A 16,776-nucleotide genomic window follows, 5' to 3' on the forward strand; every position below is an offset into this window, starting at 1 on the left:
GTCCGGATGGAATTCCGCCCTGTACAGATAAGAATGCCGGTCACCCAGGCTGGGTGACCGGCACTTTTGACGTCACGCCCTTAAGCGGACGCTTGGCCTTCCGCCAGGAAGAACCAGGTTTCCAGCACGGAGTCGGGGTTCAGCGAGACGCTTTCGATACCCTGCTCCATCAGCCATTTGGCCAGGTCCGGGTGGTCGGAAGGGCCTTGGCCGCAGATACCGATGTACTTGCCGGCCTTGTTGCAGGCCTGAATGGCGTTGGCCAGCAGCTTCTTGACCGCAGGGTTACGCTCATCAAACAGGTGCGCGATGATCCCCGAGTCACGGTCCAGGCCCAGGGTCAACTGGGTCAGGTCGTTGGACCCGATGGAGAAGCCGTCGAAGAACTCCAGGAACTCCTCGGCCAGGATGGCGTTGGACGGCAGTTCGCACATCATGATCACGCGCAGGCCATTCTCGCCGCGGGACAAGCCGTTTTCAGCCAGCAGGTCGACGACTTGGCTCGCTTCGCCCAGGGTCCGTACAAACGGCACCATGATCTCGACGTTGGTCAGGCCCATCTCGTTGCGCACGCGCTTGAGGGCACGGCATTCGAGTTCGAAGCAGTCACGGAAGGCTTCGCTGATGTAACGCGAAGCACCACGAAAGCCCAGCATCGGGTTTTCTTCTTCGGGCTCGTAGAGCTTGCCGCCGATCAGGTTGGCGTACTCGTTGGACTTGAAGTCCGACAGGCGCACGATGACCTTTTTCGGGTAGAACGCCGCCGCCAGTGTGCTGATGCCTTCCACCAGCTTCTCGACGTAGAAACCCACTGGATCGTTGTAGCCGGCGATGCGCTTGTCGACGCTTTCCTTGATTTCCAGCGGCAGGCCGTCGTAATTCAACAGCGCCTTAGGGTGTACGCCGATCATGCGGTTGATGATGAACTCGAGGCGGGCCAAGCCCACACCGGCGTTCGGCAACTGCGCGAAATCGAACGCACGGTCGGGGTTGCCGACGTTCATCATGATCTTGAACGGCAGGTCCGGCATCGCATCGATGGAGTTTTGCTTGATATCGAAGCCCAGTTCACCTTCAAAGATGAAGCCAGTGTCGCCTTCGGCACAGGACACGGTCACACCCTGGCCGTCTTTCAACAGTTGGGTGGCGTTGCCGCAACCGACGACTGCGGGAATCCCCAACTCACGGGCAATGATCGCCGCGTGGCAGGTACGCCCGCCACGGTTGGTGACGATGGCGCTGGCGCGCTTCATCACGGGTTCCCAGTCCGGGTCGGTCATGTCGGAGACTAGCACGTCACCGGGCTGGACTTTGTCCATTTCAGACACGTCCTTGATGATCCGCACTTTGCCGGCGCCGATGCGCTGGCCGATGGCACGGCCTTCCACCAGCACAGTGCCGGTTTCTTTCAACAGGTAGCGTTCCATCACGTTGGCCGAAGTGCGGCTCTTCACGGTTTCCGGACGCGCTTGCACGATGTACAGCTTGCCGTCATCACCGTCCTTGGCCCACTCGATGTCCATCGGGCACTTGTAGTGCTTTTCGATAATCATCGCTTGTTTGGCCAGTTCGCTGACTTCAGCGTCGGTCAGGCAGAAACGCGCGCGTTCGGCCTTGTCGACTTCAACGGTTTTCACCGAGCGACCGGCCTTGGCCTCGTCGCCGTAGATCATCTTGATGGCCTTGCTGCCCAGGTTGCGGCGCAAGATGGCCGGGCGGCCGGCCTCAAGGGTGTGTTTGTGGACGTAGAACTCGTCCGGGTTAACCGCGCCTTGTACGACGGTTTCGCCCAGGCCGTAGGCGCCGGTGATAAACACCACATCACGGAAACCGGATTCGGTGTCCAGGGTGAACATCACGCCGGCGGTGCCGGTTTCCGAACGCACCATGCGCTGCACACCGGCAGACAAGGCCACCAGCTTGTGGTCGAAACCCTGGTGTACGCGGTAGGAAATAGCGCGGTCATTGAACAGCGAGGCAAACACTTCCTTGGCGGCGCGGATCACGTTTTCGACGCCGCGGATGTTCAGGAAAGTTTCCTGCTGGCCAGCAAAAGAGGCGTCCGGCAAGTCTTCGGCGGTGGCCGAGGAGCGCACGGCAACTGCCATGTCCGGGTTGCCGGCCGACAGTACTGCGAACGCGGTACGGATTTCTTCGTTGAGCTTCTCGGGGAACTCGGCGTCCATGATCCATTGGCGGATCTGGCTGCCGGTTTTCGCCAGGGCATTGACGTCATCGACGTCCAGGGCGTCCAGCGCGGCGTGGATCTGGGCGTTGAGGCCGCTCAGCTCGAGGAAATCGCGGTAAGCCTGGGCCGTGGTGGCGAAACCACCGGGCACCGACACACCAGCGCCTGCAAGATTACTGATCATCTCGCCGAGGGATGCGTTCTTGCCCCCCACATGCTCTACATCATGGACGCCGAGCTTATCGAGGGAAACTACGTACTCTACCAAGGTGATCTCTCCACTTTCTGTGTTGGAAAAGCTCAGGACGCCGGCGGCTCAGTAGGAGCAAACGCCAGCGCTTGTGGCCTGGACCTGGAAAATAAGTGAGAATGCGGCCCACTGCGGGACGGCAAAATCGCGCCTATCATATCCAAGATTCGCCATCAGCTTAAGGCCCAGGGCTCAAATGAAACGATCTGCTTTCTTTATCTCCGACGGCACCGGCATCACAGCCGAAACATTGGGTCAGAGCCTGCTCGCGCAGTTCGAAAACATTACCTTCGCCAAATTCACGCGGCCTTACATAGACAGCGTGGATAAAGCGCGGGCCATGGTACAACAAATCAATCTGGCGGCTGAAAAAGACGGTTTTCGCCCGATCATTTTCGACACCATCGTCAATCAAGACATTCGTGAGATCCTGGCAACCTCCAATGGTTTCATGATCGACATCTTCTCTACGTTCCTGGCGCCATTGGAACAGGAGCTGAGTGAACATTCCTCCTACTCCGTGGGCAAGTCCCATTCCATTGGCCACAATTCCAACTATATGGAGCGTATCGAGGCGGTGAATTTCGCCCTCGACAACGATGATGGCGCCCGCACCCACTACTATGACAAGGCTGACTTGATCCTGGTGGGCGTGTCTCGCTGCGGCAAGACCCCGACCTGCCTGTACATGGCCATGCAATTCGGTATCCGCGCAGCCAACTACCCGCTCACCGAAGACGACATGGAGCACCTGACGCTGCCTGCCGCCCTGCGTGCGCATTCGCACAAGCTGTTCGGCCTCACCATCGACCCGGACCGTCTTACCGCCATCCGCAACGAGCGCAAGCCCAACAGCCGCTACTCCAGCTATGCCCAGTGCGAGTTCGAGGTGCGCGAAGTGGAAAATCTATTCCGTCGCGAGAATATTGCGCACATCAATTCCACGCATTTTTCGGTGGAAGAGATTTCGGCGAAGATTCTGGTGGAAAAAGGTGTGGAGCGCCGCTTCAAATAGTGGGTGCCTGCACGGGCGCCATCGCAGGCAAGCCAGCTCCCACAAGGGAATGCATTCCAAATGGGGGAGATTCTGGTGGAGACCTGAACTGGCCCCAGCAAGCCAGCTCCCACAGGGGAATGCATTCCAAATGTGGGAGCTGGCTTGCCTGCGATGAACGATAACGCGGTAAACCTGCCTACAGCTGAAACCTGTCACCGCCCTGCCCCAGCGCGGTGGCCAGCGCATCAAAGCCCTCACGCAGCAACTGATCATCGCCTGACGTATTACAAATACTCGCCCGAATAAACTGCGGCACCGCCGTCTGCCCTACGGCAAATGCCTCAGCGGTGGCGATCAGGTAATTATTCTGCTTGAGCTCCGCCTCGATTTCCGACGCACGCCAGGGCTCCGGCACTTCAATCCAGAAGTGCGGGCTGTTGAGGTGAGTGCGGTATTCCAGCCCCACCAGCAGATCACGCACCAGAGCCTTGCGCCGGCTGATTTCGTTGATTTGCTGGCGCAGCAGGTATTCCGCCGTGCCGTTTTCGATCCATTGCGTCGCCAGCTCCAGCGTCACCGGCGTAGCCATCCAGCAGGTCGAGCGCAAGGCCGCCGAAATCCGGCTGACCAATGCCGGTGGCGCATGCACATACCCCACACGCAGCCCGGCAGACACCGCCTTGCTCAGGCTGCTGATCAAAATCGTACGCTCGGGCGCGAAAAAGCTCAGCGGTGGCGGGCGATCTTCCACCAACACACCGTGGGCTTCGTCTTCCAGAATCAACAGATTATGCTCGCGGCACACCTTGGCCAGCGCTTCCCGGCGTGCGACCGACAGCACGGCCGTGGTCGGGTTCTGGATCGTCGGGGTGCAGTACAGCGCCGAAACCCGGTGATTACGACAGACTTCATCCAGCGCACCCGGCAGCACGCCTTCGTCATCCATCTCCAGTCCGATCAGCCGTACACCGAGCATACGTGCGGCGGTGATAAGCCCTGGGTAAGTCAGTTGCTCAGTGACCACCGTATCCCCCGCCCGCAGCAACGCCATCATGGCGCAGAGCAGGCCATGCTGGCCGCCGTTGACGCAGATGACCTGCTCGGGAATCGGATGAAAATCGCGCTGCACCAGCCATTGCGCACCGGCCTCGCGGTAGCGCGGCAAACCGGCATCCGGCGTATAGGCGCTGATGTCCTGGAGGAATTTGGCGTTGGTCGACAAGGTTTGGAAGCTCTGGGCCAGAAACACCGTCTCTTGCCCGGGAATGTGCATGTTGCGGCTCATGTCGAAGTACTGGCGCGGCTCTTCGCTGACGTTACGAAAGCCTTCATCACGCTGGCGCTCCATCCCACGCTTGCGCACGAAGGTGCCGTCACCGACACGCGCCACCACTAACCCCAGGCGTTCCAGCTCGCCGTAGGCTCGGCTGATGGTGCCGATGGTCACGCCAAGGTTATCGGAAAGAACCCGATGGGGCGGCAGTTTGCGCCCCGGCTCAATCAAGCCTTCAAGGATGCCCCGCTCCATCACATCGGACAGGCGTTTGTACTTGACGCCCTGACCGCTGGACAACCCCTCACGCATAATTGACACCATGTCAATATTTGTTTTGACAGCCATCATTCGCCCTAATAGTGTGCTTTTACGGGTTCAATCACCGGATGAAACAACTTAATACACAGTCAATATAGAGTTCAATTCCGGCTCAGGGAAGCAATAAACGATGCCAATGTCCGCCGTTCTTGAAAACACTACAAAAACAAAAAATCAGAAACAGTGGTTGGCCGGTCTGGTCACCAGCGTGATGTTTCTCATCGTGTGCCTGAGTTGGGGCACCACCTGGCTGGGCATCAAGATCGCCGTCGAAAGCGTGCCGCCGCTGACGTCCGCCGGGCTGCGCTTTCTGATCGCATTCCCGCTGTTCCTGTGTTTTGCCCTGGTGCGCCGCGAGCCGATACTGTTCCCGCGCGAAAGCCGCTGGTTCTTCGTATTTGTGACCCTGTCGTACTTCAGCGTTCCCTATTACTTGCTCAACTACGGCGAGATGCACGTGTCGTCCGGCCTCACCGCGCTGCTGTTCAGCTGCATGCCGGTGTTCATCCTGATTTTTTCCGCGCTGTTTTTGCGCGAGCGCATCTACTTTTCCCAGGTGGTCGGCATCGGCATCGGTTTCGGCAGCCTCTACATGATCATCAAGAGCCAGGGCCTGCACCTGGACCACGCCGAATTCTTCGGCGTGCTGGCAATTCTGACCGCCGCGATCATGCATGCCTTGTGCTACGTCATCACCAAGCAAAAAGGCAGCGCCATCAGCGTGATTACCTACAACACATTGCCCATCGGCATCGCCGGGTTGATGCTGTTCGTGGCCGGCCTGTGGTTTGAAACACCGACGTTCGAAAACATCACCCTGCGTTCATGGAGTGCCTTGTTCTACTTGGGATTGGTCGCGTCGGTGGGCGGGTTTATCGTGTACTTCATGTTGCTCAAACGTTTGAGCCCGATCATTTTGTCATTCGTGTTCATCATCTTCCCGGTGTTCGCGGTGATCATCGGCGCCTGGTACGAGGGCGTGGAAATTTCCCGTGACCTGATGCTGTACTCGGCCATCCTGCTGGCCGGCTTTGCGATCACCAAGTTGCCAGTTGAAAAACTCCTGGCCAAGAAAAATTGACCCTTAAACCACAACTACAACAACGCGAGAGAAACATGGAAGTCCTCCGCCCCACCGCTCTGGAACAGATCTATGCCCATGCCAGCCGCAGCTACCCGGAAGAATGCTGCGGTTTTGTCTTCGCCGATGGCAGTGTGTACCTGGGCAACAATATCCAGAATGAGCTGCACCACAAGAACCCCGAGATGTACCCGCGCAGCGCGGCCAATGGCTATACCTTTTCGGTGGCCGACACCCTGCTGATGAACAAGGCGTTTCGCAGCGACAACCCGGTGGTGGTGATCTACCACTCCCACCCGGACGTCGGCGCCTATTTCAGTGATGAAGACCAGGACAAGGCACTGTTCCTGGGTGAGCCGATCCACCCCGTCAGCTACCTGGTGGTGGACGTGCGCCAGGGCCAGGCCCTGGGCTCAAAGCTGTTTGCCTGGGATGGCAAGCAATTCGCCCTTAAACCCTTCAACGACCTGCACACGGAGTTGTCCATGAACGCTGTCTCTTTCCCCGATATTCTGGTTCGCGTGGCCAAGCTGCCGGAATCGACCCTTGAGGGCACTGGATCGACATTGCGCGAAGTCATTGAAAGCCTCTGCAGCAGCCACCCACAGCTGCGCACGCACCTGTTTCATGAAAAGAACAACCAGCTCAAGGAACACTTCCTGTTCACCGCCGAGGAAGAACTGATCGGCGCCGATGAGCAGTTGCCGGAAAAAGCCAAAATCGAAGTGCTGCTGGCCACCTCCGGTGGCATGGACGTCGACCAACTGAGCAACGAAGAAGTGCAGCGCTACGTACGCCACATCACCCTGCCCGGCGTCGGCCGGGAAGGCCAGTTGAACCTGAAAAAAGCCAAGGTACTGATCATCGGCACCGGCGGCCTGGGTTCGCCCATCAGCCTGTACCTCGCGGCAGCCGGCATCGGCACCCTGGGCCTGGTGGATTTCGATGTGGTCGAGAGCAGCAACCTGCAACGCCAGATCGTGCATGGCAACAGCACCCTGGGCATGCCCAAGGTCGAGTCGGCCAAGCGGCGGCTGCAAGACCTCAACAGCCATATCCAGATCAACGCCCACGACACCGCTCTCAACGCCGACAATGCGTTGGAGCTGGTCGGCGCTTATGACCTGGTGATCGACGGCACTGACAACTTCGACACCCGCTACCTAGTCAACGATGCCTGCGTGCAACTGGGCAAGCCGTTGGTGTACGGCGCCATCTACCGCTTCGATGGGCAGATCAGCGTGCTCAACTACAAAGGCGGGCCGTGCTACCGCTGCCTGTTTCCTTCAGCACCGCCGGCCGAGTTGGCACCCAATTGCAGCGCCGGGGGCGTGATCGGTGTGCTGCCGGGTGTGGTCGGGATGATCCAGGCCACCGAAGCGATTAAATTACTCATCGGCATCGGCGAACCGCTGTCGGGCCGCCTGATGCGCTTCGACGCGCTGGCCATGAAGTTCAGCGAGATCCGCTTCAAACGCCGTGCCGACTGCCCATGCTGCTCAGACCTGCGCCACAGCGAAAGCGTCGCGCCAGCCGTTTGCGCGGACGCCCTCCCGAGCCAGCCCGCGCTGGCCGAGGAGCGCTACATCAAACCACGCGTGCTCAAGCAACTGCTCGAACACCCACGCAGCGCCGACGTGCTGCTGGATGTGCGCGACGCCAGCGAGCTGGAGGTGTGCAAATTGCCGGGCGTGGTGCATATCCCCCTGGCCGAACTGGATGGGCAGTTGGACAGCCTCAGCCGCGACAATACCCATTACCTGATCTGCTACGCCGGAACCCGCGCCGAGCAAGCGGCCGGCACCCTGCTGGCCGCCGGCTTCGCCAATACCAAAGTCCTGCAGGGCGGCATGAAACATTGGGTTCGCGACGTCGAACCCGACATGCCTTTGTACTGATCCGGGGGCTGAGCGATGTTGCATAACTCCATTCTCGACGTGATCGGCCATACGCCGATCGTGCGCCTGGCGCAGTTTTCCGAAGACCTCGGCATCGAGGTCTACGCCAAGCTCGAATCCCTCAACCCTGGCGGCAGCCACAAGGCGCGTATTGCCCTGGGCATGATCCTCGACGCAGAACGCCGAGGCGTGCTGATTCGCAACTGCGGGCAAACCATCATCGAGCCCAGCGGCGGCAATACCGGCATTGGCCTGGTGATGGCCGGCAATGTGCTGGGCTACAAAGTGGTGCTGGTGATCCCTGACAACTACAGCCCCGAAAAACAGAAACTGCTGCGTTTATACGGCGCCAAGGTGGTGCTGTCGGACAGCCGTCTGGGCAACAACTCCCACGGCGAAAAGTGCATGGAACTGCAGTTGGAAAACCCCAACTTCGTGATGCTCAACCAGCAGCGTAATGGCGCCAACCCGCAGACTCACCGCGACACCACCGCACCGGAAATCCTCCGCGCGTTCGGCGAGCAGCGGGTGGACTACTTCGTCAGCGGCATCGGCACCGGTGGCCATATCACCGGCATCGGCGAAACCCTCAAGGCAGCCTGGCCCGCGATGCGCATCATGGGTGTGGAACCGGAAGAGTGCGACCTGCTCAAGGACCAGCACGCGCCGCACCATATTCAGGGCCTGTCGATCGGCTTGATCCCGAGCATTCTTAACGTGGGTGTACTGGACGGCATGCTCAAGGTCTCACGCCTGGCGTGCCTCGACATGATGAAACGCATCATGCGCACCGACGCCATCAGCTTGGGTTTGTCTTCGGCCGCCAACATGGTTGCCATTGCCCAACTCGCTCCCGAACTCCCGCCTGAAACGGTGGTGTTGACCATGGTCTACGACAATGCCGATAGCTACCTGCCCAATTTCGAATAATCGGTTTTTCAACCATCCAGACTGTGGGGGTGCCTCCATGGGGGGCTTTATCGACATGCAACAGCTGCACGATGAGTTGCTCACTCACCTCATCCAGACCCTGACGCCTGCGCAGATGAAGCAGTTGGAGCCGCATTTGGCGCCATTGATCCAGAACGCCGCCCAGGCCGTGGCAGAGGACTTGATTGCCTATGCCTATCGCGACCCGGCGTCCCGTGGGCGTGGCGAACTGATCCTGGAATCCTACGCGTCGTTCAAGGCAGTGCTGTTCTACCGGCTGGCACACTTGGTGTGGAATTTTCCCGACCCGGCCAACGGTGTGTTTTCACGCATGGCTCTCAAGCTCAGCAACCAGGGCAAAATCCTCTCCGGCGCCGAAATCCACCCCGCAGCCCGCATTGGCCGGCGCTTTGTGCTGGATCACGGCTTCGGCACCGTGATCGGCGAAACCTGCGAGATCGGTAACGATTGCTACATCCTCTGCGGCGTGACCCTCGGCGCCCGAGGCATTGCCAATAATCCGGACGGCAAACGCCACCCGCGCCTGGGCAATAACGTCGAGGTCGGCTCCGGCGCCCGTGTGCTGGGCTATGTGCTGATTGGCGACAACGTGTTTATCAGCCCTTCGTGTGTGATCACCCAGGATGTGCCGGCGGGCACCAAGGTCAAGGTGGTCAACCAGATCCAATTACAAAAGAATGCCGAATCGGATCACAGCAATTACCTGGGGGCTTTCGCGCTGGATGAGCGTTTGCATGTGGTTGGCGAAGTCAGCGCCAGCCACAAGGTCACGGTGCTGGATGCCGACTTTCACCCTTTGCAGGGGCTGCTGCTGGAGCCCACGGTGAAGGAGCGCCATCACTTGCAGTTTCGTCTGCGTCGCCTGGATACCGGCGACCATCTGCCACGCTTGCCGCTGAACCTGAAAGTCTGTGGCCCCGAATTTGAGATCACCCTGCTCTCCCCGCCTGGCTTGAGCGCAATGGTGCGTCACCTGCTGCAAGCCAGCCCACTGATCGTCGGAGGTTGAACATGTCCGTGCATACCATGGAAACCCTGGCGCTGTTTGACAGCGCGCCCTACCAGAACGCCTTCAGCGCCCGGGTGATTGCCGTCAGTGAACAAGGCATTGCCCTGGAACACACGCTGTTCTACCCCACCGGCGGTGGGCAACCGGGCGACACCGGGCACCTGACCCTGGCCGACGGCACGCGGGTCAACGTGACCGGCACCGTGCGCGACCCGGTGTTGCGCTCGATCATCTGGCACCAGGTTGAACACTGCCCCGAGCAATTGACGGCGGGCGTGCAGGTGGATGCCGGCCTGGATTGGGAACGGCGCTACCAGCACATGAAGATGCACACCTGCCTGCACCTGCTGTGCTCGATCATTGATGCGCCCGTCACCGGCTGCAGCATCAGCGCAGACAAAGGCCGCCTGGATTTCGATTTACCGGAAATGACCCTCGACAAGGACAGCATCACCCGCGACCTTAATGCCTTGATCGAACAAGCCCATGCCGTGAAGACCCTGTCGATGCCCGCCTCGGAATACTCGACCCTGCTGCAGATCACCCGCACCCAGGCGGTGGCGCCACCGGTCATCCAGGGCTCGGTGCGGGTAATAGAAATCGCCGGGATCGATATCCAGCCGTGCGGTGGCACCCACGTGATCAATACCGAAGAAATCGGCCGGGTGTTCTGCGAAAAAATCGAGAAGAAGAGCAAGCATAACCGCCGGGTGATCCTGCGGTTTGAGGGCTAAAGTACGCGAGTCGGCCAAGCGTGGGCGCTGGAGACCCACGCTTGCCGAAGTGAAGCCAAGCCTTACTGCTTCGCCTCATCAAGGTGCTTTTTCAACACTTGAACCTGTTCCTCAAGCAATGAAATTTGTGTGCTGTAGTAGGACTTCATCTCAGCAATACCCGCTTCGATACTAGCGTTGTCCACCCTGAATTGATCAGCGGTGGGCAGTGCCTGCGTGGGTGACTCGTTGGTCGGATCTGCCGGCTCATCGCTGGTGGTCATAATGGACTTATCCGCTGGCGCCGTTGGCGCCTGGGTTTCAGGTTTGGTCATCGTCTTGACGTGCTCAGTCATACTTTTAAGCTCCTTGCCCAACGCTTCAAAGGCCTCTTTCATCTGCTGCATGAGCTCGCCGATATCATCGCGCAACTGCGTATTTAGCTTGAGCGCCTCCTCAAGCTCTTGATCCTGGGCAACTTCAGTTGTCCGAGCGTCTTGAACAACCTGCTTAACCGACTCTTGAGGTGTTTGAGGCAGTTCTACGGGGGCCTCGTCGGTGTCTTTGCATGGAGCACTCAGTTGCTCACGCAGTTCGACAATATCGTTTTTAAGATTGACGATTTTCTCCTGGCACTCGGTGATAAACGCCTTGAAGTCGATCAGGAGCTGGTTATTTTTACCCAACAACTCCAGGGTCTCAGCCTGTGGGCCGACCTTATGCAATTGCGGCTGGTTAACGAGGGTGTTGTGGCTCGAAAACTGACCGCGTTGCTCTGCCGTCACGGGCGGCCGAGGAGCTGCAGCATCGCCCTGTGTGTCGACACCCGTTGAGGTATCGGCCATGTTTTTCTGACGAAGGGGCTGCGAATATTGCGACGCCTCGTAGCCCGTTGGGGAGTTCGTTTGTGGCCGGGTATTTACGCTATTCATAGGGTGCTTTCTCAAATCCAGACAGTGCTGAGTTGTGGGTTGGCAGAGACTTGCTGCGGCAAGTGATCTGACCCATTGATTGGCATTTATCTGAAAGCGGTTCCCGGGATACAGGATGTGTGGGTAGCTAATTATGTCGGCAGCTCAATCAGTCTTTTCCTGAAGGTTGATCAACGCAGGCAAAACCGGTGCCCAAGCCGCAGTTCGTACAGGAAACTGACAGCAAATTTATGTGCTTGTAACATTCAGAAACGTACAATCCCGCCAGCAATGCATCGTTGCCCCTGACTCACGAAAACAGCGCCTGTCCTTCCCGGTGGGGCATTCGTGCAGCAGCTAAGCTCACTCCCATTACGCCCCTGAACCTGAACGCTGCAGGACTGAATGCCTATGAACAAAGTGTTCCGCGATTACCTGCCGGCATCCACCCTGCGCTTACTGCCCAACCGCTGGGACCTGGTCGCGCTGCCGCTGGTGATCGGCTTTCTGCTGTTTTTCTCCCTTACCGCGCGGGAAACCTGGGCGCCCATCGCCACGTTGCAAAGTGAAGTCATCTCCCTCGACCCGGCCAACCTGCCGGAATACGCGATGCGCACCACGATGCGCATGCTCGCGGCCATGGTCGCGGCGCTGGTTTTTACCCTGCTGTACGGCACCCTGGCCGCCAAAAGCCGACGTGCTGAAAAGCTGCTGGTGCCGGTGCTCGATATCCTGCAATCGGTGCCAGTGCTCGGCTACATCTCATTCACGGTGACGTTCTTCCTGCTGCTGTTCCCTGGGCGCGTGCTCGGCGCCGAACTCGCGGCGATCTTTGCGATCTTCACCAGCCAGGCCTGGAACATGACGTTCAGCTTCTATCAGTCGCTGCGCATGCTGCCCCACGATTTGGTAGAGGTGTCGACCAACCTGCGGCTTTCCGGCTGGCAGAAATTCTGGAAGCTCGATGTGCCGTTCGCCATGCCGGGGCTGGTGTGGAACATGATGATGAGCATGTCCGGCGGCTGGTTCTTCGTGGTCGCCTCCGAAGCCATCACCGTCGGCGACAAGACCATCACCCTGCCGGGCGTAGGTTCGTACCTGGCCTTGGCGATCGCCCAGAAAGACCTGCACGCCGTGGGTTACGTGATTTTGGCGATGATTGTGGTGATCCTGCTGTACGACCAGTTGCTGTTCCGACCGTTGGTGGCCTGGGCTGACAAGTTCCGCATGGAAACCACCGCGTCCCAGGGCGCTGCGCCACAATCCTGGCTGCTGAACCTGATCCAGCGCACGCGCATCGTGCAACGCAGTCTGCGCCCTATTACCCGCGCCTTCAGCCGGATCGGCAACAAACGCTTCAGCCTGGCGGGCGGTGCGCTCAAGGCGTTGCCGGCAGAAACACCGGCGGCGTCAAAAGTGATCGACTGGGTGTGGGGCACGTTGATTGCGTTGCTGGCCGCGTATGCGCTGTACCACATCGTGCAATACGTCGGCACCGAAGTGACCTTCGCCGAAGTCGGCCACGTGTTTGTACTGGGCCTGATCACCTTGCTACGCGTGGCCGGGCTGATTCTGATCGCCTCGCTGATCTGGGTGCCTTTAGGCGTAATGATCGGCTTGCGCCCTGCACTGGCGGAAAAAATCCAGCCGCTGGCACAGTTTCTCGCGGCTTTCCCGGCGAACCTGCTGTTCCCGGTGTTTGTGATCGTGATCCTGCACTACAACCTCAACCCGGATATCTGGCTGAGCCCGCTGATCGTGCTGGGCACCCAGTGGTACATCCTGTTCAACGTGATTGCCGGCGCCAGTGCCTTCCCCAATGACTTCAAGGAAGCCGCCGCCAACTTCCGCATCCGTGGCTGGCTGTGGTGGCGCAAGGTGATGCTGCCGGGGATCTTCCCCTATTACGTCACCGGCGCCATTACCGCCTCGGGCGGTGCCTGGAACGCCAGCATCGTGTCCGAGTACGTGTCCTGGGGCCAGGACAATGTGGTCGCCCATGGGCTGGGCGCCTACATCGCGCAAACCACCGCGGCCGGCGACTTCCCGAAAATTGCCCTGGGCGTGGTGGTGATGTCGATCTTCGTGGTGGCGTTCAACCGCGCAGTCTGGCGGCCGATGTACGCCATCGCTGAAAACAAACTTCGTCTGAATTGATGGGATTCGCCGTGATGACTACCTACACCGAAAACACTGCCGATACCCCGCAAATCTACTCGCTGAAAAACGTCAACCGGGTGTTCGGCAAAGGTAAAGACGAGCTGCAAGTGCTCAGCGGCGTCGACCTGAGCCTGCACGAGGGTGAGATCGTCGGCATGCTTGGCCGTTCCGGCTCGGGTAAATCCACCTTGCTGCGCATCATCGCCGGGCTGATCCAGCCATCATCCGGCGAAGTTCGCTACAACGGCGCGCCGCTCAACGGCCCGGCCGAAGGTGTGGCCATGGTGTTCCAGACCTTTGCCCTGTTCCCCTGGCTTACCGTGCTGGAAAACGTCGAAGCCGGCCTGCAAGCCTTGCAAGTCGAGCGCAAGGAAACCCGCCGGCGCGCCTTGGCCGCCATCGACTTGATCGGCCTCGACGGGTTTGAAAACGCTTACCCGCGCGAACTCTCCGGCGGCATGCGCCAGCGCGTGGGGTTTGCCCGTGGCCTGGTGGTCAACCCGACGCTGTTGCTGATGGACGAGCCCTTCTCAGCCCTTGACGTGCTCACCGCCGAGACGTTGCGCACTGACTTGCTCGACCTGTGGAGCGGCAAACAGCTGCCGATCAAGTCGATCCTGATCGTGACCCACAACATCGAAGAAGCGGTGCTGATGTGCGACCGTATTCTGGTGCTGTCATCCAACCCCGGCCGCGTGGTCGCCGAGATCAAGGTGCCGTTCGCGCACCCGCGCAACCGCCTGGACCCGACGTTCCGGCAAATGGTCGACGACATCTACGCACTGATGACCGACCGACGCAGCGCCGATGCCAGCCGTGGCATACCCGAGCTGAAAATGGGCAGCCTGCTGCCGGAGGTATCCACCAACCTGATGGCCGGCCTGATCGAAACCCTGGCCGCCGAGCCTTACAACGGCCACGCCGGCTTGCCGACCGTGGCCGAACGGCGCTTGCTGGAAGTCGATGACCTGTTCCCGGTGGCCGAGATGCTCGAGCATTTGGGTTTCGCTGAACTCAAGGGCGCGGACATCACCCTCACCGACGCCGGCAAGCTGTTCGCCGACTACGGCACGCAAGAGCGCAAAACCCTGTTCGCCGAGCACTTGATCAAACACGTGCCTCTGGCCGCGCGGATTCATCAGGTATTGCTTGAACGCAGCGGGCACCGTGCGCCACGGGTGCGTTTTGAGCAGGAGCTGGAAGACTCGATGACCGAAGCCTTTGTGGAGAAAACCCTGGAAAGCGTGGTGGCGTGGGGGCGTTATGCGGAGATTTTCTCCTATGACGACCATACCGAGACATTCAGCCTGGATGATGTGGAAGGCAGTATGTAATGGACCTAATGGGAGCTGGCTTTTGTGGGAGCTGGCTTGCCTGCGATGCAGGCGACTCGGTGTTTCTGAAGTACCGAGGTGATGCTATCGCAGGCAAGCCAGCTCCCACACAAGCTAGCTCCCCCGTTAGTTTTTTGGTGTTTGTCAGATCACAAACAGGTCCACAAACCGATTCACCGGCGTAGCCTCAAGCCGCGCCTGATCCTTGCACAACGCAAAAATCTCGCCACTGCGCTGCGCGGTAAACCGCGTGGCCAGGTTGGCTTTGAACTTGTCTTCCAGCAATGGAATGCCATCCACCCGACGGCGGCGATGCCCAATCGGGTATTCCACCGCGACTTGTTCAGTGTGGGTGCCATCCTTGAAAAACACCTGCACGGCATTGGCGATAGAGCGCTTGTCGGCCTCCAGGTATTCGCGGCTGTAGCGCAAGTCCTCAACGACTTCCATCTTTTCGCGCAGCTCATCGATGATCGGGTGCGCCGCGTGGAATTCATCCTCGTACTGCTCGGCCACCAGATTACCGAACGCCAACGGCACCGCAGTCATGTACTGCAGGCAGTGGTCGCGGTCGGCGGCGTTAGCCAGCTTCCCGACTTTGGAAATGATGCGAATCGCCGACTCGTGGGTGGTGATCACAATGCGTTCGATTTCATGCAGACGATCCTTGACCAACGGGTGCAAGGTCACCGCCGCTTCACAGGCTGTTTGCGCGTGAAACTCGGCCGGGAAGCTGATCTTGAACAGCACGTTTTCCATCACATAGGTGCCATACGGCTGGGACAGGCTGAACGCACGCTTGTCCTCAGGCTTAAGCGCCAGGTCTTTATTGGTGTGGCTGAACAGCACGTCATAAAAACCCCATTGCGGCGCGCTCAGCACACCGGGGATGCCCATCTCGCCGCGCAGCGCGATATCCGCCAGGCGTACGCCACGGCTCGATGCATCCCCGGCCGCCCAGGATTTGCGCGAGCCGGCATTCGGCGCATGGCGATAGGTGCGCAGCGCCTGTCCATCGACAAACGCGTGGGACAACGCCGACAGCAGCTGTTCACGGTTGGCGCCCATCAGCTTGGCGGTGACCGCCGTGGAGGCGACTTTCACCAGTAATACATGGTCGAGGCCAACGCGGTTGAAGGAGTTTTCCAGGGCAATCACGCCCTGGATTTCGTGGGCCATGATCATCGCTTCCAGCACCGCACGCACGGTCAGTGGCGCATCGCCGTTGGCCACGCGTTTTTGCGACAGGTGATCGGCCACGGCGAGGATGCCGCCGAGGTTATCCGAAGGGTGGCCCCATTCGGCGGCGAGCCAAGTGTCGTTGTAGTCGAGCCAGCGCACGATGCAGCCGATGTCCCAGGCGGCTTTGACCGGGTCCAGACGCAATGAAGTGCCCGGCACACGCGCGCCGAACGGCACGACGGTGCCTTCCACCAGCGGCCCCAGGTGCTTGGTGCACTCGGGGAAGCGCAGGGCCAGCAGGCCGCAACCGAGGGTGTCCATCAGGCAATTGCGTGCAGTGTCCAACGCGTCGCGGGAATCGATGCGGTAATTGAGGACGTAGTCGGCAATGTCCTGCAGGACCTGGTCGTAGTCGGGGCGGTTATTCTGGTCGACGTTGGCGCTCATGGCAGTACTCCAAAGTGGGTTGGGGTTAGTCCTCGGGCTTACGGTTATTGGAAAGCAGATC

The 16,776-nt window shown here is 59.5% G+C and carries 12 protein-coding genes; 8 read left to right on the forward strand and 4 right to left on the reverse strand.

The features are described 5' to 3' along the window. Nucleotides 1-80 precede the first annotated feature (80 nt). A complete protein-coding gene (ppsA, locus tag HX790_RS08510; RefSeq protein WP_017134756.1) occupies nt 81-2,456 on the reverse strand; it encodes a phosphoenolpyruvate synthase in 2,376 nt (791 codons plus the stop codon). Nucleotides 2,457-2,634: 178 nt separating this feature from the next. On the opposite strand from ppsA, the gene HX790_RS08515 reads away from it, so the two are divergent. Continuing rightward, a complete protein-coding gene (locus tag HX790_RS08515) occupies nt 2,635-3,453 on the forward strand; it encodes a pyruvate, water dikinase regulatory protein (protein ID WP_003193298.1) in 819 nt (272 codons plus the stop codon). A 178-nt stretch (nt 3,454-3,631) separates the two neighbouring features. On the opposite strand, the gene HX790_RS08520 is transcribed toward HX790_RS08515, so the two are convergent. Then, nucleotides 3,632-5,056 (reverse strand): PLP-dependent aminotransferase family protein, encoded by a 1,425-nt coding sequence (locus tag HX790_RS08520; protein ID WP_099548997.1) that lies wholly within the window; start codon nt 5,054-5,056, stop codon nt 3,632-3,634. Nucleotides 5,057-5,216: 160 nt separating this feature from the next. Here HX790_RS08520 and HX790_RS08525 point away from each other — a divergent pair, with 160 nt between their 5' ends. Genes HX790_RS08525 through HX790_RS08545 form a run of 5 tightly spaced genes read left to right on the forward strand, consistent with a single transcriptional unit; the run spans nt 5,217 to nt 10,702 of the window. Beyond that, entirely contained in the window at nt 5,217-6,110 is an 894-nt protein-coding gene (locus tag HX790_RS08525; RefSeq protein ID WP_017134754.1) for a DMT family transporter, read from the forward strand. A gap of 35 nt (nt 6,111-6,145) precedes the next feature. Next, nucleotides 6,146-8,008, forward strand: a complete 1,863-nt coding sequence (gene moeB / locus HX790_RS08530; protein ID WP_099548797.1) for a molybdopterin-synthase adenylyltransferase MoeB — start codon at nt 6,146-6,148, stop codon at nt 8,006-8,008. A gap of 15 nt (nt 8,009-8,023) precedes the next feature. Further along, a complete protein-coding gene (locus tag HX790_RS08535; protein ID WP_017134752.1) occupies nt 8,024-8,938 on the forward strand; it encodes a PLP-dependent cysteine synthase family protein in 915 nt (304 codons plus the stop codon). Nucleotides 8,939-8,975: 37 nt separating this feature from the next. Next, entirely contained in the window at nt 8,976-9,968 is a 993-nt protein-coding gene (locus HX790_RS08540) for a serine O-acetyltransferase (RefSeq protein WP_017134751.1), read from the forward strand. A 2-nt stretch (nt 9,969-9,970) separates the two neighbouring features. After that, nucleotides 9,971-10,702 (forward strand): alanyl-tRNA editing protein, encoded by a 732-nt coding sequence (locus tag HX790_RS08545; protein WP_017134750.1) that lies wholly within the window; start codon nt 9,971-9,973, stop codon nt 10,700-10,702. A 62-nt stretch (nt 10,703-10,764) separates the two neighbouring features. Here HX790_RS08545 and HX790_RS08550 read toward each other — a convergent pair whose 3' ends face one another. Beyond that, nucleotides 10,765-11,613 carry a hypothetical protein gene (locus HX790_RS08550; protein ID WP_017134749.1) on the reverse strand — a complete coding sequence of 283 codons (849 nt, stop codon included), beginning with the start codon at nt 11,611-11,613 and terminating at the stop codon, nt 10,765-10,767. Nucleotides 11,614-12,003: 390 nt separating this feature from the next. On the opposite strand from HX790_RS08550, the gene HX790_RS08555 reads away from it, so the two are divergent. Together HX790_RS08555 and HX790_RS08560 are read left to right on the forward strand one after the other, a co-directional pair. Beyond that, complete coding sequence (locus HX790_RS08555) at nt 12,004-13,749, forward strand: ABC transporter permease subunit (protein ID WP_017134748.1); 1,746 nt, start codon at nt 12,004-12,006, stop codon at nt 13,747-13,749. Nucleotides 13,750-13,763: 14 nt separating this feature from the next. After that, on the forward strand, nt 13,764-15,086 hold the full coding sequence (locus HX790_RS08560; RefSeq protein ID WP_017134747.1) for an AAA-associated domain-containing protein: 1,323 nt from the start codon (nt 13,764-13,766) through the stop codon (nt 15,084-15,086). 144 nt (nt 15,087-15,230) lie between these two features. Here HX790_RS08560 and prpD read toward each other — a convergent pair whose 3' ends face one another. Next, entirely contained in the window at nt 15,231-16,715 is a 1,485-nt protein-coding gene (gene prpD / locus HX790_RS08565; protein ID WP_017134746.1) for a 2-methylcitrate dehydratase, read from the reverse strand. Nucleotides 16,716-16,776: the final 61 nt, after the last annotated feature.

This window comes from Pseudomonas sp. IPO3747 (assembly GCF_013385245.1).
GTDB lineage: Bacteria > Pseudomonadota > Gammaproteobacteria > Pseudomonadales > Pseudomonadaceae > Aquipseudomonas > Aquipseudomonas edaphica.